The 15,719-nt window shown below is 72.3% G+C and carries 19 protein-coding genes and 1 pseudogene; 10 read left to right on the top strand and 10 right to left on the bottom strand.

The window, feature by feature from the left end:
• The first annotated feature begins 87 nt into the window (after positions 1-87).
• A complete protein-coding gene (locus tag ACFYYW_RS41195; protein WP_387657926.1) occupies positions 88-438 on the top strand; it encodes a DUF2809 domain-containing protein in 351 nt (116 codons plus the stop codon).
• A 4-nt stretch (positions 439-442) separates the two neighbouring features.
• Here the strand turns inward: ACFYYW_RS41195 and ACFYYW_RS41190 are convergent, their stop codons facing one another.
• Positions 443-703 carry a heavy-metal-associated domain-containing protein gene (locus ACFYYW_RS41190; protein ID WP_352325934.1) on the bottom strand — a complete coding sequence of 87 codons (261 nt, stop codon included), beginning with the start codon at positions 701-703 and terminating at the stop codon, positions 443-445.
• Positions 704-812: 109 nt separating this feature from the next.
• Between ACFYYW_RS41190 and ACFYYW_RS41185 the strand changes: the two genes are divergently transcribed.
• Positions 813-1,358, top strand: a complete 546-nt coding sequence (locus tag ACFYYW_RS41185; protein ID WP_387657923.1) for a type 1 glutamine amidotransferase domain-containing protein — start codon at positions 813-815, stop codon at positions 1,356-1,358.
• A gap of 23 nt (positions 1,359-1,381) precedes the next feature.
• On the opposite strand, the gene ACFYYW_RS41180 is transcribed toward ACFYYW_RS41185, so the two are convergent.
• On the bottom strand, positions 1,382-1,936 hold the full coding sequence (locus ACFYYW_RS41180; protein WP_387657920.1) for a TetR/AcrR family transcriptional regulator: 555 nt from the start codon (positions 1,934-1,936) through the stop codon (positions 1,382-1,384).
• A gap of 91 nt (positions 1,937-2,027) precedes the next feature.
• Here ACFYYW_RS41180 and ACFYYW_RS41175 point away from each other — a divergent pair, with 91 nt between their 5' ends.
• The 4 genes from ACFYYW_RS41175 (at position 2,028) to ACFYYW_RS41160 (ending at position 6,070) form a co-directional block, all read left to right on the top strand.
• Positions 2,028-2,942 carry a zinc-binding dehydrogenase gene (locus ACFYYW_RS41175; RefSeq protein ID WP_387657917.1) on the top strand — a complete coding sequence of 305 codons (915 nt, stop codon included), beginning with the start codon at positions 2,028-2,030 and terminating at the stop codon, positions 2,940-2,942.
• A 97-nt stretch (positions 2,943-3,039) separates the two neighbouring features.
• Complete coding sequence (locus ACFYYW_RS41170; RefSeq protein WP_387657914.1) at positions 3,040-4,569, top strand: amino acid permease; 1,530 nt, start codon at positions 3,040-3,042, stop codon at positions 4,567-4,569.
• Positions 4,570-4,686: 117 nt separating this feature from the next.
• Positions 4,687-5,523, top strand: coding sequence for an alpha/beta fold hydrolase (locus ACFYYW_RS41165; protein ID WP_387657911.1), 837 nt, complete (start codon positions 4,687-4,689; stop codon positions 5,521-5,523).
• Positions 5,516-6,070 (top strand): TetR/AcrR family transcriptional regulator, encoded by a 555-nt coding sequence (locus ACFYYW_RS41160; protein WP_387657909.1) that lies wholly within the window; start codon positions 5,516-5,518, stop codon positions 6,068-6,070. Before ACFYYW_RS41165 ends, ACFYYW_RS41160 begins: the two co-directional genes overlap by 8 nt.
• A gap of 4 nt (positions 6,071-6,074) precedes the next feature.
• Here ACFYYW_RS41160 and lipB read toward each other — a convergent pair whose 3' ends face one another.
• Both lipB and ACFYYW_RS41150 read right to left on the bottom strand, forming a co-directional pair.
• Positions 6,075-6,710 carry a lipoyl(octanoyl) transferase LipB gene (gene lipB / locus ACFYYW_RS41155; protein ID WP_387657906.1) on the bottom strand — a complete coding sequence of 212 codons (636 nt, stop codon included), beginning with the start codon at positions 6,708-6,710 and terminating at the stop codon, positions 6,075-6,077.
• Positions 6,707-7,255, bottom strand: coding sequence for a TetR family transcriptional regulator (locus tag ACFYYW_RS41150; protein WP_352325925.1), 549 nt, complete (start codon positions 7,253-7,255; stop codon positions 6,707-6,709). The genes lipB and ACFYYW_RS41150 overlap by 4 nt, the downstream gene beginning before the upstream one ends.
• 67 nt (positions 7,256-7,322) lie before the next feature.
• On the opposite strand from ACFYYW_RS41150, the pseudogene ACFYYW_RS41145 reads away from it, so the two are divergent.
• Positions 7,323-8,675: pseudogene (locus tag ACFYYW_RS41145) on the top strand (FAD-dependent monooxygenase); the annotation flags it as partial.
• Positions 8,676-8,696: 21 nt separating this feature from the next.
• Here ACFYYW_RS41145 and ACFYYW_RS41140 read toward each other — a convergent pair.
• From ACFYYW_RS41140 to ACFYYW_RS41130, 3 genes are all read right to left on the bottom strand, one after another.
• Positions 8,697-8,825, bottom strand: coding sequence for a PspC domain-containing protein (locus ACFYYW_RS41140; RefSeq protein WP_387658194.1), 129 nt, complete (start codon positions 8,823-8,825; stop codon positions 8,697-8,699).
• A 122-nt stretch (positions 8,826-8,947) separates the two neighbouring features.
• Positions 8,948-9,457 carry an HAD domain-containing protein gene (locus ACFYYW_RS41135; RefSeq protein ID WP_352325922.1) on the bottom strand — a complete coding sequence of 170 codons (510 nt, stop codon included), beginning with the start codon at positions 9,455-9,457 and terminating at the stop codon, positions 8,948-8,950.
• Positions 9,454-10,374 (bottom strand): AraC family transcriptional regulator, encoded by a 921-nt coding sequence (locus ACFYYW_RS41130; protein ID WP_364388383.1) that lies wholly within the window; start codon positions 10,372-10,374, stop codon positions 9,454-9,456. The genes ACFYYW_RS41135 and ACFYYW_RS41130 overlap by 4 nt, the downstream gene beginning before the upstream one ends.
• Before the next feature lie 75 nt (positions 10,375-10,449).
• Here ACFYYW_RS41130 and ACFYYW_RS41125 point away from each other — a divergent pair, with 75 nt between their 5' ends.
• Positions 10,450-11,262 carry an NAD(P)H-binding protein gene (locus tag ACFYYW_RS41125; RefSeq protein WP_387657901.1) on the top strand — a complete coding sequence of 271 codons (813 nt, stop codon included), beginning with the start codon at positions 10,450-10,452 and terminating at the stop codon, positions 11,260-11,262.
• 109 nt (positions 11,263-11,371) lie between these two features.
• A complete protein-coding gene (locus ACFYYW_RS41120) occupies positions 11,372-12,202 on the top strand; it encodes an undecaprenyl-diphosphate phosphatase (RefSeq protein WP_387657898.1) in 831 nt (276 codons plus the stop codon).
• Here ACFYYW_RS41120 and ACFYYW_RS41115 read toward each other — a convergent pair.
• Positions 12,199-12,885 (bottom strand): hypothetical protein, encoded by a 687-nt coding sequence (locus tag ACFYYW_RS41115; RefSeq protein ID WP_387657895.1) that lies wholly within the window; start codon positions 12,883-12,885, stop codon positions 12,199-12,201. The genes ACFYYW_RS41120 and ACFYYW_RS41115 overlap by 4 nt on opposite strands.
• An 80-nt stretch (positions 12,886-12,965) precedes the next feature.
• On the bottom strand, positions 12,966-13,931 hold the full coding sequence (locus ACFYYW_RS41110; RefSeq protein WP_387657893.1) for a hypothetical protein: 966 nt from the start codon (positions 13,929-13,931) through the stop codon (positions 12,966-12,968).
• Positions 13,932-14,002: 71 nt separating this feature from the next.
• On the opposite strand from ACFYYW_RS41110, the gene ACFYYW_RS41105 reads away from it, so the two are divergent.
• Positions 14,003-14,617, top strand: a complete 615-nt coding sequence (locus ACFYYW_RS41105) for a TetR family transcriptional regulator (RefSeq protein ID WP_387657890.1) — start codon at positions 14,003-14,005, stop codon at positions 14,615-14,617.
• On the opposite strand, the gene ACFYYW_RS41100 is transcribed toward ACFYYW_RS41105, so the two are convergent.
• Positions 14,566-15,717 (bottom strand): MFS transporter, encoded by a 1,152-nt coding sequence (locus ACFYYW_RS41100; protein ID WP_387657887.1) that lies wholly within the window; start codon positions 15,715-15,717, stop codon positions 14,566-14,568. The two genes, ACFYYW_RS41105 and ACFYYW_RS41100, sit on opposite strands and share 52 nt — an antisense overlap.
• Positions 15,718-15,719: the final 2 nt, after the last annotated feature.

Genomic DNA, 15,719 nt, shown 5'->3' with positions numbered 1-15,719 from the left:
GCGTGTCAACGAGTGGCGGAAAATTGTTTCATTCTCGTTTCCTTTTGCGGTGTAAATTTTCAGCAGGCTTGGCGCTACCGTGATCAGGTGCCCCGCCTGCCCGTTCTCCTCGCCGCCGTCGCGACCGTCGTGGCCGGGCTCGCCGTCCGGGGGCTGTGGGACGGGCCCGTGCCCAAATACGCGGGTGACGCGCTCTACACCGCGCTGATCTACGCGCTCGTCGTGCTGGCGCTGCCGCGGGTGCGGCCATGGGTCGCCGCCGTGGGGTCGGCCGGGCTGAGCTGGGCGATCGAGTTCGCCCAGCTCGGTGAGATCCCGGCAGTCCTGCGGCCACTGCTGGGCAGCACCTTCAACCCGCCCGACCTGCTCTGGTACGCCGTCGGCGCGGCCGCCGCGTGCGCCGCGCACATCCTGTGGGCCCGGCGCCGATCCCCCTGAGAGGTCAGTGGCAGCCGCCCGAGCCGCAGCACGAGCCGGCCTGCGGCAGCAGCTCCCGGCCGCCGCCCAGCTCGTAGCCGGCCTCGACGACGGCCGACTCGATGACGGCCTGGTCGATCGGCGCGCTGCTGGTCACGACCATCTCCTTGGCCGCGAGGTCGACCTCGACGGCCTGGACCCCGTCGACCTTGCCGACCTCGGCCCGCACCGAGCTGACGCAATGGCCACAGGTCATGCCCTCGACCTGGTACGCGGTGATCACCATGCCCGAACTCCTCTTCTCTCGGTTTCGCGGCTCACACTATACCCCCCAGGGGTAAATGTGCATACTTCCCCGATGTCCGGATAGGGGAGGGGAAAACGAAGGGACAGTCATGGTGAACGGCAAGACCATCGCGTTCCTGGTCGCTCCGGAAGGGGTCGAGCAGGTGGAGCTCACCGAGCCGTGGAAGGCGGTCAAACAGGCGGGCGGCACGCCCAAGCTGGTCTCCACGTCCTCGGGACAGATCCAGGCGTTCAACCATCTGGACAAGGCCGACACCTTCCCCGTGGACGCCACGGTGGACGACGCCGACCCCGGCGACTTCGACGCCCTGCTGCTTCCCGGGGGCGTCGCCAACCCCGACTTCCTGCGCACGGTGCCGCAGGCCGTCCGGTTCGCGCGGGCCTTCTTCGACGCCGGCAAGCCGGTGGCCGCCATCTGCCACGCCCCCTGGACGCTGGTCGAGGCGGACGTCGTGCGCGGGCGTACGCTCACGTCCTGGCCGAGCCTGCAGACCGACCTGCGCAACGCCGGCGCGACCTGGAAGGACCAGGAGGTCGTGGTCTGCACGGACGGCCCGAACACCCTGGTCACCAGCCGCAAACCGGACGACCTCAAGGCCTTCTGCCAGGCCGTCACGGACGCCTTCTCGGCATAGCCCGACGTACCGTCTTCGGCGGCTCAGCCGCGCAGCAGGGCCTCGGCGACGCCGCGCACCGAGGCCCTGAGCCGGTCGGCGCCGCCCTCGGCCATCACGTGCCGGGCGAGGTCGGCGTCGAACGAGGCCAGCAGCGTGTGGGCGGCGAACTCGGCGTCGAGCCCCGGCGCGGCCGCCGCGACCAGCGCCGTCACGTGGGCGTGCCACCGCAGGTAGGTGGGGTCGCGGTATTTGTCGGCCGCGCAGGCCCGTTCGTGCGCGGCGAACAGCGCCAGGTTGCGCTCGGCCAGCCCGGCCAGCTCGTCCAGGAACGCGAGCAGCCGCTCCCGCGGCGGCGCCCCGGGCCCGAGCGGCGAGCCGGGCGACTCGATGGCCTCGGCGAGGGCGGCGGCGCGCTCGGCCAGCAGCTCCTGGAACAGCCCGGTCCTGCTGCCGAAGCGGCGGAACAGCGTGCCCTTGCCCACCCCGGCCGCCGCGGCCACCCGGTCGAGCGAGATGTGCTCGGCGCCGTGGGCGGCCAGGAGCTCTTCTGCGGCCCGCAGGATCGCCTCCCTGTTGCGGGTCGCGTCTGATCGCACCAAGGCCCCTCCTTGCAAGCGGACTGTCGGTCCCCATAGTATCCCGCCATGAAGCGGACCGCCGGTCCGCATGGTTGCGGGAGGACTTCGTATGCGCGCACTGGTGGTCGGCCCGGGGGCCGTGGGGCGGCTCGCCGACGTCCCCGAGCCCGTTCCGGGGGCCGGGCAGGCACTCGTCGAGGTGCGGCGGACGTCGGTCAACTTCAGCGAGCTGCGGCACATGGACCGCCTGCCGGAGGGCGTCGTGCTCGGCTACGACGCCGCCGGGGTGGTGCTGCGGGCCGCCGCCGACGGCACGGGCCCGGCCGAGGGCGCGCGGGTGGCGGCGTTCGGGGCGGGGGCGTGGGCCGAACGGGCGGCGTTCGACACCGGCTCGCTCGCCGTGGTGCCCGACGGGGTGGACCTGGCGGTGGCCGCCGCCCTGCCGATGTCCGGCCTGTCCGCGCTGCGCTCACTGCGCGCGGCCGGCGTCTCACTCGGATCGCGCGTGCTGGTGACGGGCGCGTCCGGCTCGGTCGGGAGGCTGGCCGTGCGGCTCGCCAGGCTGGCCGGGGCCCACGTCGTCGCCTCGGTGAGCTCCCCCGGCCGCGCCCCGGCCTTCGGCCCGGACGTGCACGTCGTGACCAGCCTGGACGGCGTGGCGCCCGTGGACGTCGTGATCGAGCTGGTCGGCGGCCCGGCCCTGGTGGCCGCCTGGGGCCTGCTCAAGCCGGGCGGCAACCTCCAGAGCGTCGGCTGGGCCGGCGGGCAGCCGGCCGTCTTCCCGCCCGGCTCCACCTTCTCCCTCGGCCCCGCCCGCTCGATGAACTCCTTCGGCGACGTCACCTCCCCCGGCCCCGACCTGGCCTTCCTGCTCGGCCTCGTGGCCGCGGGCCACCTGACCGTCGAGATCGGCCGGCGCGTGCCGTGGGAACGGCTGGACGAGGCCGCCGCGGCCCAGCTCGACCGCACGGTCACGGGCAAGGTCGTGCTCGACGTCGGCCCGGCGGGACACGCTCTCCCCTGACCACATCGAAACTCATCTGTCACGCCTTGTCCCTCGGGGAGAAATGGTCTAGACCTAGACCAAACAGAGCGTCCTCCGCGCCCCCCAGGGAGACCTCATGTCACTCGAAGAGGATTCCAGGCGACTCGCCGAGCTCGGCTACAAGCAGGAGCTGGCCCGGACCTGGAGCGGCTTCTCCAACTTCGCGATCTCCTTCTCCATCATCTCGATCCTCGCCGGCTGCTTCACGACCTTCGGGCAGGCCTGGAACAACGGCGGCCCCATCGCCATCTCGTGGGGCTGGCCGCTGATCTCCGCGTTCATCCTGATCATCGGTTTCTGCATGTCGGAGCTGGTCTCGGCGTTCCCGACGGCGGGCGGCATCTACTGGTGGGCCGCCACCATGGGCAAGCCGATCCACGGCTGGTTCACCGGCTGGCTCAACCTCATCGGCCTCATCGCGGTCACCGCGTCGGTCGACTACGGCTGCGCCACGTTCCTCAACATCACGATCAGCCGCCTGACCGGCGGCGCGTGGGAGGGGACGCTCCCCCAGGCGTTCCTGCTGTTCGTGATCATCCTCATCCTGCACGCGCTGATCAACATCTTCAGCCACCGGCTCATCTCGCTGCTGCAGAACATCAGCGTGTGGTGGCACGTCGCGGGCGCGGTCGTCATCGTGGCGATCCTGGTCTTCGCGCCGTCCGAGCACCAGTCGCTCGGCTTCGTGTTCGGCGGCACGATCAACAACTCCGGCTTCGGCGACGGCGAGAGCGGCGTGCCCTTCTGGCTGTACGTGCTCCCGCTCGGCTTCCTGCTCACCCAGTACACGATCACCGGGTTCGACGCCTGCGCCCACGTGTCGGAGGAGACGCAGGGCGCGGCCAGGACGGCCGCCCGCGGCCTGTGGCAGTCGATCTTCTACTCGGCGATCGGCGGCTGGGTGCTGCTGCTGGCCTTCCTGTTCGCCGCGACCAACGTGGACGAGATCAACAAGCAGTCCGGCTTCGTCGGCGCGATCTTCGAGACCGCGCTCTCCTCCCCGCTGGCCACCGCGATCTTCGCGATCTCCACGATCGGCCAGTTCTTCTGCGGGATGAGCTGCGTGACCTCGATGTCGCGCATGACGTACGCGTTCTCGCGGGACGGCGCGGTGCCCGGCTGGCGGCTGTGGTCGAAGGTGGACCGCAACCGCACCCCGGTCAACGCGATCCTGGCCGGCTGCCTCATCGCCGCCCTGATCACCCTGCCCGCCCTGTACGCCCCGGCCGGATCGACGACCCCGGTCGCCTTCTACGCCGTCGTGTCGATCGCGGTCATCGGCCTCTATCTGGCGTTCCTCATCCCGATCTGGCTGCGCCTGCGCATGGGCGACGCCTTCCGCCCCGGCCCGTGGACGCTCGGCCGCAAGTACCGGGTGCTGGGCTGGATCGCCTGCGTCGAGATCGTCATCGTGTCGATCTACTTCATCATGCCGTTCTCCCCGGCCGGCGTGCCAGGCAACAAGGACTTCACCTGGACGTCGGTCAACTACGCGCCGATCGCGGTCGGCGTCGTGCTGATCGGCATCTGGTTGTGGTGGAGCCTGTCGGCCAGGCACTGGTTCACCGGCCCGCGCCGCACGATCGACGAGGTGCCGATCTCCTGACCACCCCTGTGAGCGGGCACGGCCGATCCCGGCCGTGCCCGCCTTTTCGCTGCTTGACACCCGTTGGCTAAAGGGTTTAGCTTTAGGGCTATAAGAGTTAGCCGAGAGGGGTCGGACATGACGGAGTTCCTGACGGTCGAGGGTGGACAGCTCGCCTACGACGTGACCGGCGAGGGGCCGCTGATGGTGCTGGCGCACGGCATGGGCGTCGGGCGGCAGTCGTTCAGGTTCCTGGTGCCCGAGCTGGTGGCGGCGGGCTTCCGGGTGGCGACCCCCGACCTGCGCGGCCACGGCGAGTCCAGCCGCGACTGGCCCTCCTACACCCGCGCCGACGTCGCGGGCGACCTGCTCGCGCTGGTCCGCCACCTGGGCGGCCCGGCGGTGCTGGTGGGCCACTCGTTCGCGGGCGGGGCCGTCACGATCGCCGCCGCGCAGGCGCCCGAGCTGGTCAGCGCCGTGGTGGAGATCGGCCCGTTCACCCGGGTGCAGAAGATCGACGGCGGCGGCCTGCTGCGCAACGCCCACCACCGCAAGGGGGCCATGCTGCTGCTCGGCGCGGCGCTCCTGCGCAGCGTCGGGCTGTGGAAGAAGTATCTCGACCACGCCATGCCCGGCGTCAGGCCCGCCGACCACGCCGAGCACGTCGCGGCGCTCGAAGCCGACCTGCGCCGGCCGGGCCGGATGGCCGTGGTCTCCAAGATGGGCCAGGTCCCCCCTGCCGACGCCGGCGCGCGGCTCCCCGACCTGACCCGTGACGTGCTGGTCGTGATGGGCACCCTCGACCCCGACTGGGCCGACCCGCGCGCCGAGGCGGAGGGCATCGTGGCGGCCATGCCCGCCGGGCGCGGCCGGATCGCCATGATCGAGGGCGCGGGCCACTACCCGCACGCCCAGTTCCCGGCCCAGGTGGCCGCCGAGGTGCTGGCGTTCGCCAAGGAGCACGTCCGTGCCTAGGGCCGCGTTGTCGAAGGACACGGTCGTCGAGCTGGCGGTGCGCGCGGTGGACGAGGGCGGGCCCGAGGCCCTGACCCTCTCGGCGCTGGCGGCCCGCGCCGGGGTCGCGACGCCGTCGCTGTACAAGCACGTGCGCAACCTGGCCGAGCTGCGCGAGCTGCTGTCGGTGCGGATCACCGAGGAGATCTCCGGCGAACTGGCCCAGGCGGTGCTGGGCCGTTCCCGCGACGAGGCCGTCGGCGCGCTCATGGACGCCTGGCGCGCCTACGTCACCCGCCACCCGCACCGCTACGCGATGGTCATCCAGCAGCCGCATCCCGGCATGCGGGAGTCGGGCGAGCGCCTGATGGACATCATGCTCGCGGCGCTGCGCGGCTACGGGCTGGAGGGCTCCGACGCCATCCACGCGGCCCGCTGCCTGCGCGCGACGGCGCACGGGTTCGCGGTGCTGGAGGCGTCGGGCGGGTTCGGCCTGCCCGAGCTGCTCGACGACAGCTACGACCTGCTCAAGCACATGGTCGTGGCCGGGCTGACCACTCCCCGCTGAGAGCTCAGGACGCCTCGAAGGCGGCGGCCACAACGGGCCGCACGTCCTGCATGGTGATGTCGCCCAGCTCGCGCTTGAGCGAGGTCATGTCCACGTCGGGCATGCCGCAGGCCACCGCCCAGTTCCAGGGCGTGAGGTCGCCGTCGACGTTGAGCGCGAACCCGTGGCTGGTGACGCCCCTGCTCTGGCGCATGCCGATCGAGATGATCTTGCGGCCGGTCGCGGACGTCCAGACGCCGGTCAGCAGCTCCGAGCCCGGCGGGGTGTCGCGCCGCTCGGCGGGCAGGCCGAGCTTGCCCAGCGCCTCGACCAGGCGCAGCTCCACCTCCCGCACGTAGTCGACGATGCCCTCGTCCTCGCCCAGCTTGACGATGAGATAGCCCACGAGCTGGCCGGGGCCGTGGTAGGTGAGCTGCCCGCCGCGCCCGGTCTCCAGCACGGGGATGCCGCGCGCCGGGTCGGGCAGGTGCTCGGCGGGGGTGCGCCGGCCGACGGTGTAGACGGGCGGGTGGCTGAGCAGCCAGAGCGTGTCCGGCCGTTCGTCCCGCTGGCGCTGCCCGACGAGGTCGGTCATGCGCTCCATCGCCGTGTCGTAGTCGACGAGATCGTCATGGAGAAGTGTCAGCGGCCTTGCCCTCATCCTTCGAGGATAAGCCGCATCCCGGACACCAGCGCACGCAGCCCGAACTCGAAGTCGCCGTCGGGGTCCTCCTCCGGCCGCGCGTCGAGCGGCACGGCCGGGCCGCGCTCGTCGATCGCCGAGCCGAGGGCGAACCTGCCGACCGCGATCAGCGCCCTGACCGCCTGCTCGCCGGTGAACCCCGCCTCGGTCAGCGGCCTGATGAGCGCCGGGAGCTCGGCCAGCCGGCGCGGCGTGGGCCGGGACCCGGCGTGCACGAGCGCGCCGTCCCGGTACGACAGCAGCGCCGCGCGGATCACCCGGCCGCGGGACATGAGCCAGTTGTCCCATTCCTGCCCCGGCTCGGGCACGTCGAGACGCTCCAGCGGGTCGGCGAGCATCTCCTCGGCCATCTCGTCGAGCAGCTCCTGCTTGTTCTTGAAGTGCCAGTAGAGGGCCGGCTGCTTCACGCCCAGCTCGTCGGCCAGCCTGCGGGTGGTCAGCCCGTCGATGCCCACCTCGTTGAGCAGGCGCAGGGCCGCGCGTACCGCCGTCCGTCGTTCCACGCTTGACAACTTATCAAGGATAAGGCTTTATCAGTGATAAGCATTTATCGTTGATAAGGAGACGTGGATGGACGTCGTCATCGCCGGGGCCGGCCCGGTCGGGCTGATGCTGGCCTGCGAGCTGCGCCTGCGCGGCGTGCGCACGCTCGTGCTCGACCGGCTCGCCGCCCCCACCGGCCTGTCCAGGGCGCTCAACCTGCACCCCCGCTCGGTCGACACGTTCGCCATGCGCGGGCTGCTCGACCGGTTCGGCGACGCGCCCCGCCTGGACCTGCAGCACTTCGCCGGCATGCGGGTGCTCGACCTGACGGCCACGCGGACCCCGCACCCGTACGGGCTGCTGGTCCCGCAGTCGCGGGTGGAGGAGATCCTGGAGGCGCGGGCGCTGGAGCTGGGCGCGGAGATCGTCCGGGGACGGGCGGTGACCGGCCTGACGCAGGACGGTTCGGGCGTGACGGTCGAGACCGGCGACGGCACGGCGTACCGGGCGGGCTGGCTCGTGGGCTGCGACGGCGGCCGGAGCACGGTGCGCAAGCTGGCCGGGATCGCCTTCCCCGGCACCCCCGCCACCCTGGCCGCCTACGTCGGCGACGTCACGGTGACCGGCGGCACGCCGACCGGCTGGGTGCGCACCGGCCACGGCCTGTGCCAGTGGCCGTTCGTCCGGCCCGACGGCACGACCAGGATCCTGACCGTCGACCACGGCCGGGTGCACGCGGACAGGGACGCCCCCGTGACGATCGAGGAGTTCGCGGCCAGCGTGCGCCGGCACCTCGGGGACGCCGCCCCCGAGATCACCGGGGCGACCTGGCTGTCCCGCTTCTCCGACGCGGCCAGGCAGGCCGAGCGCTACCGGGCCGACCGGGTGTTCCTGGCCGGCGACGCGGCCCACGTGCACATGCCGTTCGGCGGCCAGGGGATGAACACCGGCCTCCAGGACGCCGTCAACCTGGGCTGGAAACTGGCCCTGGCGGTGCGCGGGACGGCCCCGGCCGGGCTGCTCGACAGCTACCACGCCGAACGGCATCCGGTGGCCGCCGCCGTGCTGGCCAACACCCTGCAACAGGTCGAGCTGGCCGCGCCGGACGCCGGGACGACCCGGTTGCGCGACCTGTTCGCCCAGCTCATGACCGTCCCCGAGGCCAACAGGATGCTGGCCGAGGACGTGAGCGCGGTGTCGGTGCGGTACGCGCCGGGCCCGAACCCGCTCGTCGGCGCCTTCATGCCCGAGAGCCGGCGCCTGGACGACGGGCGCGGACTGCTCGTCACCTCCGACCCGGCCCTGCTCGCCGCGGGGGCGCGCTGGGCCGACCGGGTGGACGTGCTGCCCGGCGACCGCGGGCTGCTGGTGCGGCCCGACGGTTACGTGGCCTGGGCCGAACCCTGCGCGGAGCCCGCCGAGGCGGCGCTCACGCGGTGGTTCGGCGAGCCAGCGGGCGCGTCAGTGGGAGTAGCCCCTCGGCTCCTCCGGGATGAGGATCCACATGGCGACGTAGACCACCCAGAGCGGGCCGGGGATGAGCGACAGCAGCAGCCAGAGGATGCGGACGAGGGTCGGGGGCAGGCCCATCTTGTCGGCGAGCCCGCCGCAGACGCCGGCCAGAATCCTGTGCTCCCTTGAGCGGTACATGCTGTTCCTCCGTGTCGTGATGACCTACCGGTAAAACGGCCAGCAGTGCCGCCGATATCCCGCTAGGGACCCTGAGAAAACCCTGTAAGGGTCAGCCACTGATGAGCCATGCCCAGATGTTCCCTGGTCAGTCCATGTCTGGGATCGACGTGGATCAGCAGGAAATTCTCCAGACCCTGATCGACCCTGAGGTACTGCTCGTCCTGCGCCCACACCTGGTCGTCGAACCACACGAACGGCCGCCGCCCGGCGTACGCGGCGACGTGCGGCGTCTTGAACATCTCGCCGTGCTCGGTCCTGGGCCGCTCGGGGCCCATGGTGACGACCGGGAGCGTGGGCAGGCCGATCCTGGGAGAGATCCACTCGTTGGCGTGCTGCTCCCAGGTGGTGGCCCAGACCAGCTCGGCGCCCGTGGTCAGGGCCAGGTCGAGCAGCCGGCGGCCGTGGCGGGGGTTGAGGTGCACGGTGTAGACGTCGGTGCCGATCGTGCAGCGGTAGCGCCGGAAGTCGGGCGTGGGGCGGCCCATCGGGTTGAGCACGCCGTCGACGTCGAGCAGCAGCAGGGGCTTCACCTCGCCGCTCCGGCCCGGTGCTCCTGGGGGCTGACGCCGCGTACGCGCTTGAAGGCCGCGCTGAGCGCGAACGGGCTGCCGTAGCCGACCTTCCTGGCCACCGAGCCGATCGTGGCGTCGGGCTCGCGCAGCAGGTCGGCGGCGAGCGCGAGCCGCCAGTCGGTGAGGAAGGACATCGGCGGCTCCCCCACCAGGTCGGTGAACCGCCTGGCCAGCGCCGCCCTGGAGACCCCCACCTCGGCGGCGAGGGCGGCGACCGTCCAGGGGTGGGCGGGGTTGTTGTGCAACATCCGCATCGCCCTGCCCACGATCGGGTCGCCCATCGCGCGGTACCAGGCGGGCGCCTCGTGGGTGGCGAACCACGACCGCAGCACGGCGATCAGCAGCAGGTCGAGCAGCCGGTCGAGCACCGCGGACTGGCCCGGGTCGTCCTTGACGATCTCGGCGCCGAGCAGCGCGATGACCGGCCCGCCGGGCTGCACGAGGAGCTGGGGCAGCGCGTCGAGCAGGCGCCTGCTGACCTCGCCCTCCAGCGTGTACGTGCCGGTGATCAGCACGGTGCCGCCCGCCGGGTCGTTGCCCCAGGTGCGCACGCCGAGGTCCATCGACTGGTACAACGACTCGCCGTCGACGGTGGTGCAGCGCTGGCCGGGGTGGATGACGATCTGCGGCGCGGTGCCGGGGGCGTCGGCCACCACGTACGGCTCCGGCCCCCGCAGGATGGCGACCTGCCCCGGTTCGAGGCGGGCCGGCTCGCCCTCGTCCGGCAGCACCCACGCCTCGCCGGACACCAGGGCCACCAGCGTGAGCGGGGCCTCGTCCTGGATGCGCATCGACCACGGCGGGTCGAGGATGGACCGGAGCAGGAAGGCGCTCCGCGCTCTCGGTCCGTCGAGCAATGCCGCGAGCTGATCCATGGGCTAGACGATCGCATATGCCAACGCGCTTCTCAACCATGGAGAGTCTTATGGGTATGACGGCTTACTGGATGCATGACGATTTTGGTTCTGGGTGGAACCGGCAAGACCGGCCGCCGTGTCGCTGACCGGCTCACCTCTCTCGGCCTTCCCGTGCGGATCGGCTCCCGCTCGGCCACGCCGTCCTTCGACTGGGCGGACCGCTCGACCTGGGCCGCCGCGCTCGACGGCGTCGAGTCCGTGTACGTGTCCTACTACCCCGACCTGGCGTTGCCCGGCGCGTACGAGGACGTCCTGGAGCTCACCCGGCTCGCGGCGGACGCCGGGGTGCGGCGGCTGGTGCTGCTGTCGGGCCGCGGCGAGCCGGGCGCGGAGGCGAGCGAGCGGACCGTGCGGGAGTCCGGCCTCGACTGGACGATCGTGCGCTGCGGCTGGTTCATGCAGAACTTCAGCGAGGGCTTCCTGCTCGGCCAGGTCCTCGACGGCGTGCTGGCGATCCCGGTGCCCGACGTGCCCGAGCCGTTCGTGGACGCCGACGACATCGCCGACGTGGCCGTGGCCGCGCTCACCGAGGACGGCCACGCGGGCCGCCTGTACGAGCTCACCGGCCCGAGGCTGCTGACGTTCGCCGACGCGGCGGCCGAGCTGTCGAAGGCCACGGGCCGCACGATCACCTCGATCGAGGTCACGCCGCAGGAGTACGTGGCCGGGGCCGTGGCGGCGGGCGTGCCGATCGCCGAGGCCGAGGGCCTGACCGGGCTGTTCACCGAGGTGCTCGACGGCCGCAACGCCCACGTGGCGGACGGCGTCCGGGAGGCGCTCGGCCGTCCGGCCCGCGACTTCGCCGACTACGCCAGGACGAACGCCGCGGCGTGGGCCGCACGCTGAGGGCGGGCCGGCTCTCCCCCGGCCCGCTCAACCTGCTGGGCGGGCAACTGCGCGGCCCCCGTTTCCGCTAACCTCACCCTGGTCACTCCCGTAACCGGAAGGTGTAGTCGTGATCGGCTGGCTCGAAGCGGTGGTGCTGGGGCTCATCCAGGGGCTCACGGAGTTCCTGCCGATCTCCTCCAGCGCCCACATCCGTGTGGTCTCGGCCTTCTTCGGCTGGCAGGACCCGGGGGCGGCCTTCACGGCGGTCATCCAGCTCGGCACCGAGGCCGCGGTGCTCATCTACTTCCGCAAGGAACTGTGGGAGATCATCTCCACCTGGGTCCGCTCGCTGTTCGACCGGGAGCTGCGCGGCCACTGGGCGGCCCGCATGGGCTGGTACGTCATCGTCGGCACGCTCCCGATCGGCGTGCTCGGCCTGGTGTTCAAGGACCAGATCGAGACCGTCTTCCGCGACCTGCGGCTGGTGGGCACGACGCTGATCGTCTTCGGCTGCATCCTGTGGTTCGCCGACCGCACCGCGCGCAACAAGCTCACGCTGGAGAAGCACCTCAGCTTCACCCACGCCATCGTCTACGGCTTCGCGCAGGCGCTGGCCCTCATCCCGGGCGTCTCCCGCTCGGGCGGCACGATCACGGCCGGCCTGCTGCTCGACTACCGCCGCGAGGACGCCGCCAAATACTCGTTCCTGCTGGCCATCCCGGCCGTGCTGGCCTCCGGCGCGTTCGAGCTGAAGGACATCGGCGAGGGGCAGGCCCCCGCGTGGGGGCCCACCATCCTGGCGACGCTGATCTCGTTCGCCGTCGGCTACGCGGCGGTGGCCTGGTTCCTGAAGTACATCAGCACCCACCGGTTCACCGCGTTCGTGATCTACCGCATCCTGCTGGGCTTCCTCGTCATCCTGGCGGTCACCGCGGGCTGGATCCCGGCCCAGGCCTAGGCCGACACGGCCGTCCGGTCGACGGCGACCGAGGGGTAGTAGGCCGCCCACGCCTCGTCGCCCATGCGCAGCACCTTCAGGCCGGTCCAGCCGAGGCCGATGACGGGCAGAGCCCAGAACAGCACGGTCACGGGGCCGTACTCGATGGGGAAGGAGACGACGTACCCGACGAAGACCAGCAGCGGCACCCACCAGCCGACGAACCCGGCCCGCCACACCGCGACGACCAGCAGCGGCAGGCCCAGCACGGCGAAGAACATCCACGGCATCTGGAAGCCGAAGATCACGCCGGGCAGGTTCAGCATCTCGTCGAGGATCTTCTGCGCCTGCTCAGGCGGGTTGTGCCGGCCCAGCCACCACTCGACGGGGTCCATCATCAGCAGGGCCGACGCCGAGATGTAGCCGATGGCCGTCGCCGCGCCGGCGATGTGGCCGAGCACGGTGGCCTTGCGCCTGGTGAGGTGCACCAGGGCGACGGCCGCCAGGCCCATGAGCATCCAGCTCCAGTGGTAGAGCGCGGACTCGGCCTGGGCCAGCGCGGGGTTGTCGCCGTAGCTGACCGCCTCGCGGGAGTCGCCCCACGTGCCGGGGTCGATGACGACGGCCACGAACTGCAGGAGCGGGGCCGCGATGAGCAACGTGCCCGCCGCGACGCGGCGGAAGGTCACCTGGTTCCTGAACATGGCGGCGACGGTACGTGCCGCCGCCGCCACCCGTCGTCCGCCTGCGGGGCGACCGGAGGTCACCTCCGAGGCGGAGAAGATCAGACCGCCACCGGCGTGCGCGGGGCGGCGGGGGCCGGCTGCGCCCGGCGTCCGGGCAGGGCGAGCAGGACCAGGCCGAGCAGCGCCCACAGGGCCAGCACCCCGACCGGCGTCCACAGGGCGGCCCCGCCGAAGAACACCGTGTTGCGCACCGCCTCGGCGGCCGGGCCCACGGGCAGGACGCGGCCGACGGCGGCGTACCACTCGGGGATGTAGCGGGCGCCGAGCGGCCCGCCGCTCGCCGGGAGCCCGATCGGGACGAACAGCAGCGCCGCCACTCCGACCCCCGGCGTGCCGATGACCTTGACCAGCCCGGCGACCACCAGGCCGACCGCCAGCGCGATGCCCGCCGAGACCGCCACCAGCGGGACGAAGCTGCCCGGCAGCGCACCGAACACCACGTCGGCCAGCCACGCGACGGCCGTGCCCGCCACCAGCGAGCCCGCGGCCAGCACGCCCGTCCGCGCCGCCACGCCCAGTCCCGGCGCGACCCGGGCGAGCAGCACGGCCAGCGCGATCCCCGGCAGGAGCACGCTGAGCACGTAGAACATGCCGGAGATGCCGCCGGCGTCACCGGGCGGCAGCGGGACGGCGTCCTCGACCCGCAGGGTGCGGCCCTGCGCCTGCGCCGCCCCCTGGAAGGCGGCGGTGATCACCGTGGCGCCGGTGCGGCCGCCCGCGCTCGCCACCACCAGCCTGCCCTCTCCCGGGACGAGCACGGCGTCGACCGCCCGGTCCAGCAGCGCGGCCCGCGCGGCCTCGGCCGACCCGTACGGGCTCAGCGTGAACGCCCCCGGCCGCCGCCCGTCGATGCCGCTCTGGAGCTGCCGCACCTGCTCGGCGGGCGCGACGACGGCGACGGGCACGCCGTGCGGTTCCGGCGCGTGGAAGGCCCCGAGGAACGACCCGGCGAACACCATCCCCAGCAGCGCGACCCCGACCACGAGGCCAATGATCCTGCGCATTTTTCACCACCTGATGACTTCATCGATGTTGAATTCGAGGGTAGATGAATTCCACGTGGTTGAATAGCCCCATGGCCGAGGAACGCGGAAGACGACCGGGAAACCCGCAGACCAGGCAGGAGATCCTGGAGGCGGCGATGGAGTCCTTCGCCGCCCACGGCTACGGCGGCACCACCATCAGGGCCGTGGCGCGGGCCGCGGGCGTCGATCCGGCGCTGGTGATGCACTTCTTCGGCAACAAAGACGGCCTGTTCGAGGCCGCGATCAAGGCCAGCATGCCGGTCGCGCTGATGGTCGGCGCCCTCGACGGCGACGCGTCGGGCATCGGCGAGCGGCTGGTGGCCCGCTACCTGGAGTTGTGGGAGGACCCGCGGCACGGCCCCCGGCTCTCGGCCGTGCTGCACGCGGCCGCGGCCACCCCGGCGACGGCCGCGCTGCTGAAGGAACTGCTCGGCCGGGAGCTGCTCGCCCCGATCGCCCGCCGGCTGCCCGGCGCCCATCCCGAGGTCCGCGCGCTGCTGGCGGCCTCGCAGCTGCTCGGCCTGGCGATGATCCGCTACCTGCTCCGGCTCGACCCGCTGGCCTCGCTGCCCGCCGGCCAGGTCGCGGCCCTGATCGCGCCCAACGTCCAGCGTTACCTGACGGGCACGCTCTCGCTCGACGAGATCGCCGCCGCCCGGGGGTAGGTCGCCAGGGTGAACAGCAGCGCCGCCACGCCCAGCCCGGTGGCCAGCACGACCACCCCGGCGCGGCCGTAGGCGTCCAGGGCCACGCCGCCCGCGATGCCGGCCGCGAACAGGCCGACGTACTGGGCGGACGACAGCAGGCCGAGCCCGATCGGCACGTTGTCCGGCACCGCGGCCACCGTCCTGAACTGCTGGGCCGGCGCCACCAGCCAGCCGAGCGCGCCCCACAGGAACGCCCAGACCAGCGCGATCGGCAGGGCCAGGTTCGCGACGGGGATCAGGGCCATGAAGACCGTGGAGGCGGCCAGGCCGATCAGCACCATCCTGCGCGGCCCGTAGGCGTCGGTGAGACGCCCGCCGAGCTGGTTGCCCACGATGCCGCCGAGCCCCCACGCCCACAACACGGCCGGCAGCGGCAGGTCGAACAGCGACCCGATGTAGGTGTAGGCGGTGAACCCGGCGCCGAACATCAGCAGCTGGGTGACCAGCACCACCAGCACCCGCCGGTCGGCCAGCGGCGCGAAGCGCTCGCCGAGCCGTCCCGACACGGCGACCCGGACGTCCGGCACGAGCGCCGCCACCCCGGCGAAGCCGATCACGCCCAGCCCGACGACCAGCCACATCGTCGCCCGCCAGCCGGAGACCGAGCCGAGCCAGGTGCCCAGCGGCACGCCGACGGCCGAGGAGACGCTCAGCCCGCCCATCACCAGCGCCAGCGCCCGCCCGCGCCGGTCGGGCGAGGTCAGCGCATTGGCCACGCCCGAGGCGGTCGGCGTGAACATCGCCGCGCCGGCCGCGGCCACCACCCGCGTGGCCATGACCAGCGCGTACGTCGGAGCCAGCGCGGTCAGCACGTTGCCCGCGACGAACACGGCCAGCGCCAGCAGCAGCAGCCGCTTGCGCGACAGGCGGGCGGTGAACGCGGCCAGCAACGGGGACAGCACCGCGTACGCCAGGGCGAACACGGTCATGAGCTGCCCGGCGGCGGACGTGGAGATCCCGAGGTCTGCGGAGATGGGGGTGAGCAGCCCGGCGGTGACGAACATGCCAGTACCGATGGCGAAATTTCCGGCAGCAAGGGGATAGAGCCGGGAATTCATGG

It is taken from the genome of Nonomuraea sp. NPDC001831 (assembly GCF_042892035.1).
Lineage (GTDB): Bacteria > Actinomycetota > Actinomycetes > Streptosporangiales > Streptosporangiaceae > Nonomuraea.
Note: the sequence above shows the minus strand (reverse complement) of the source record. Positions and strands in the feature narration are given on the sequence as shown.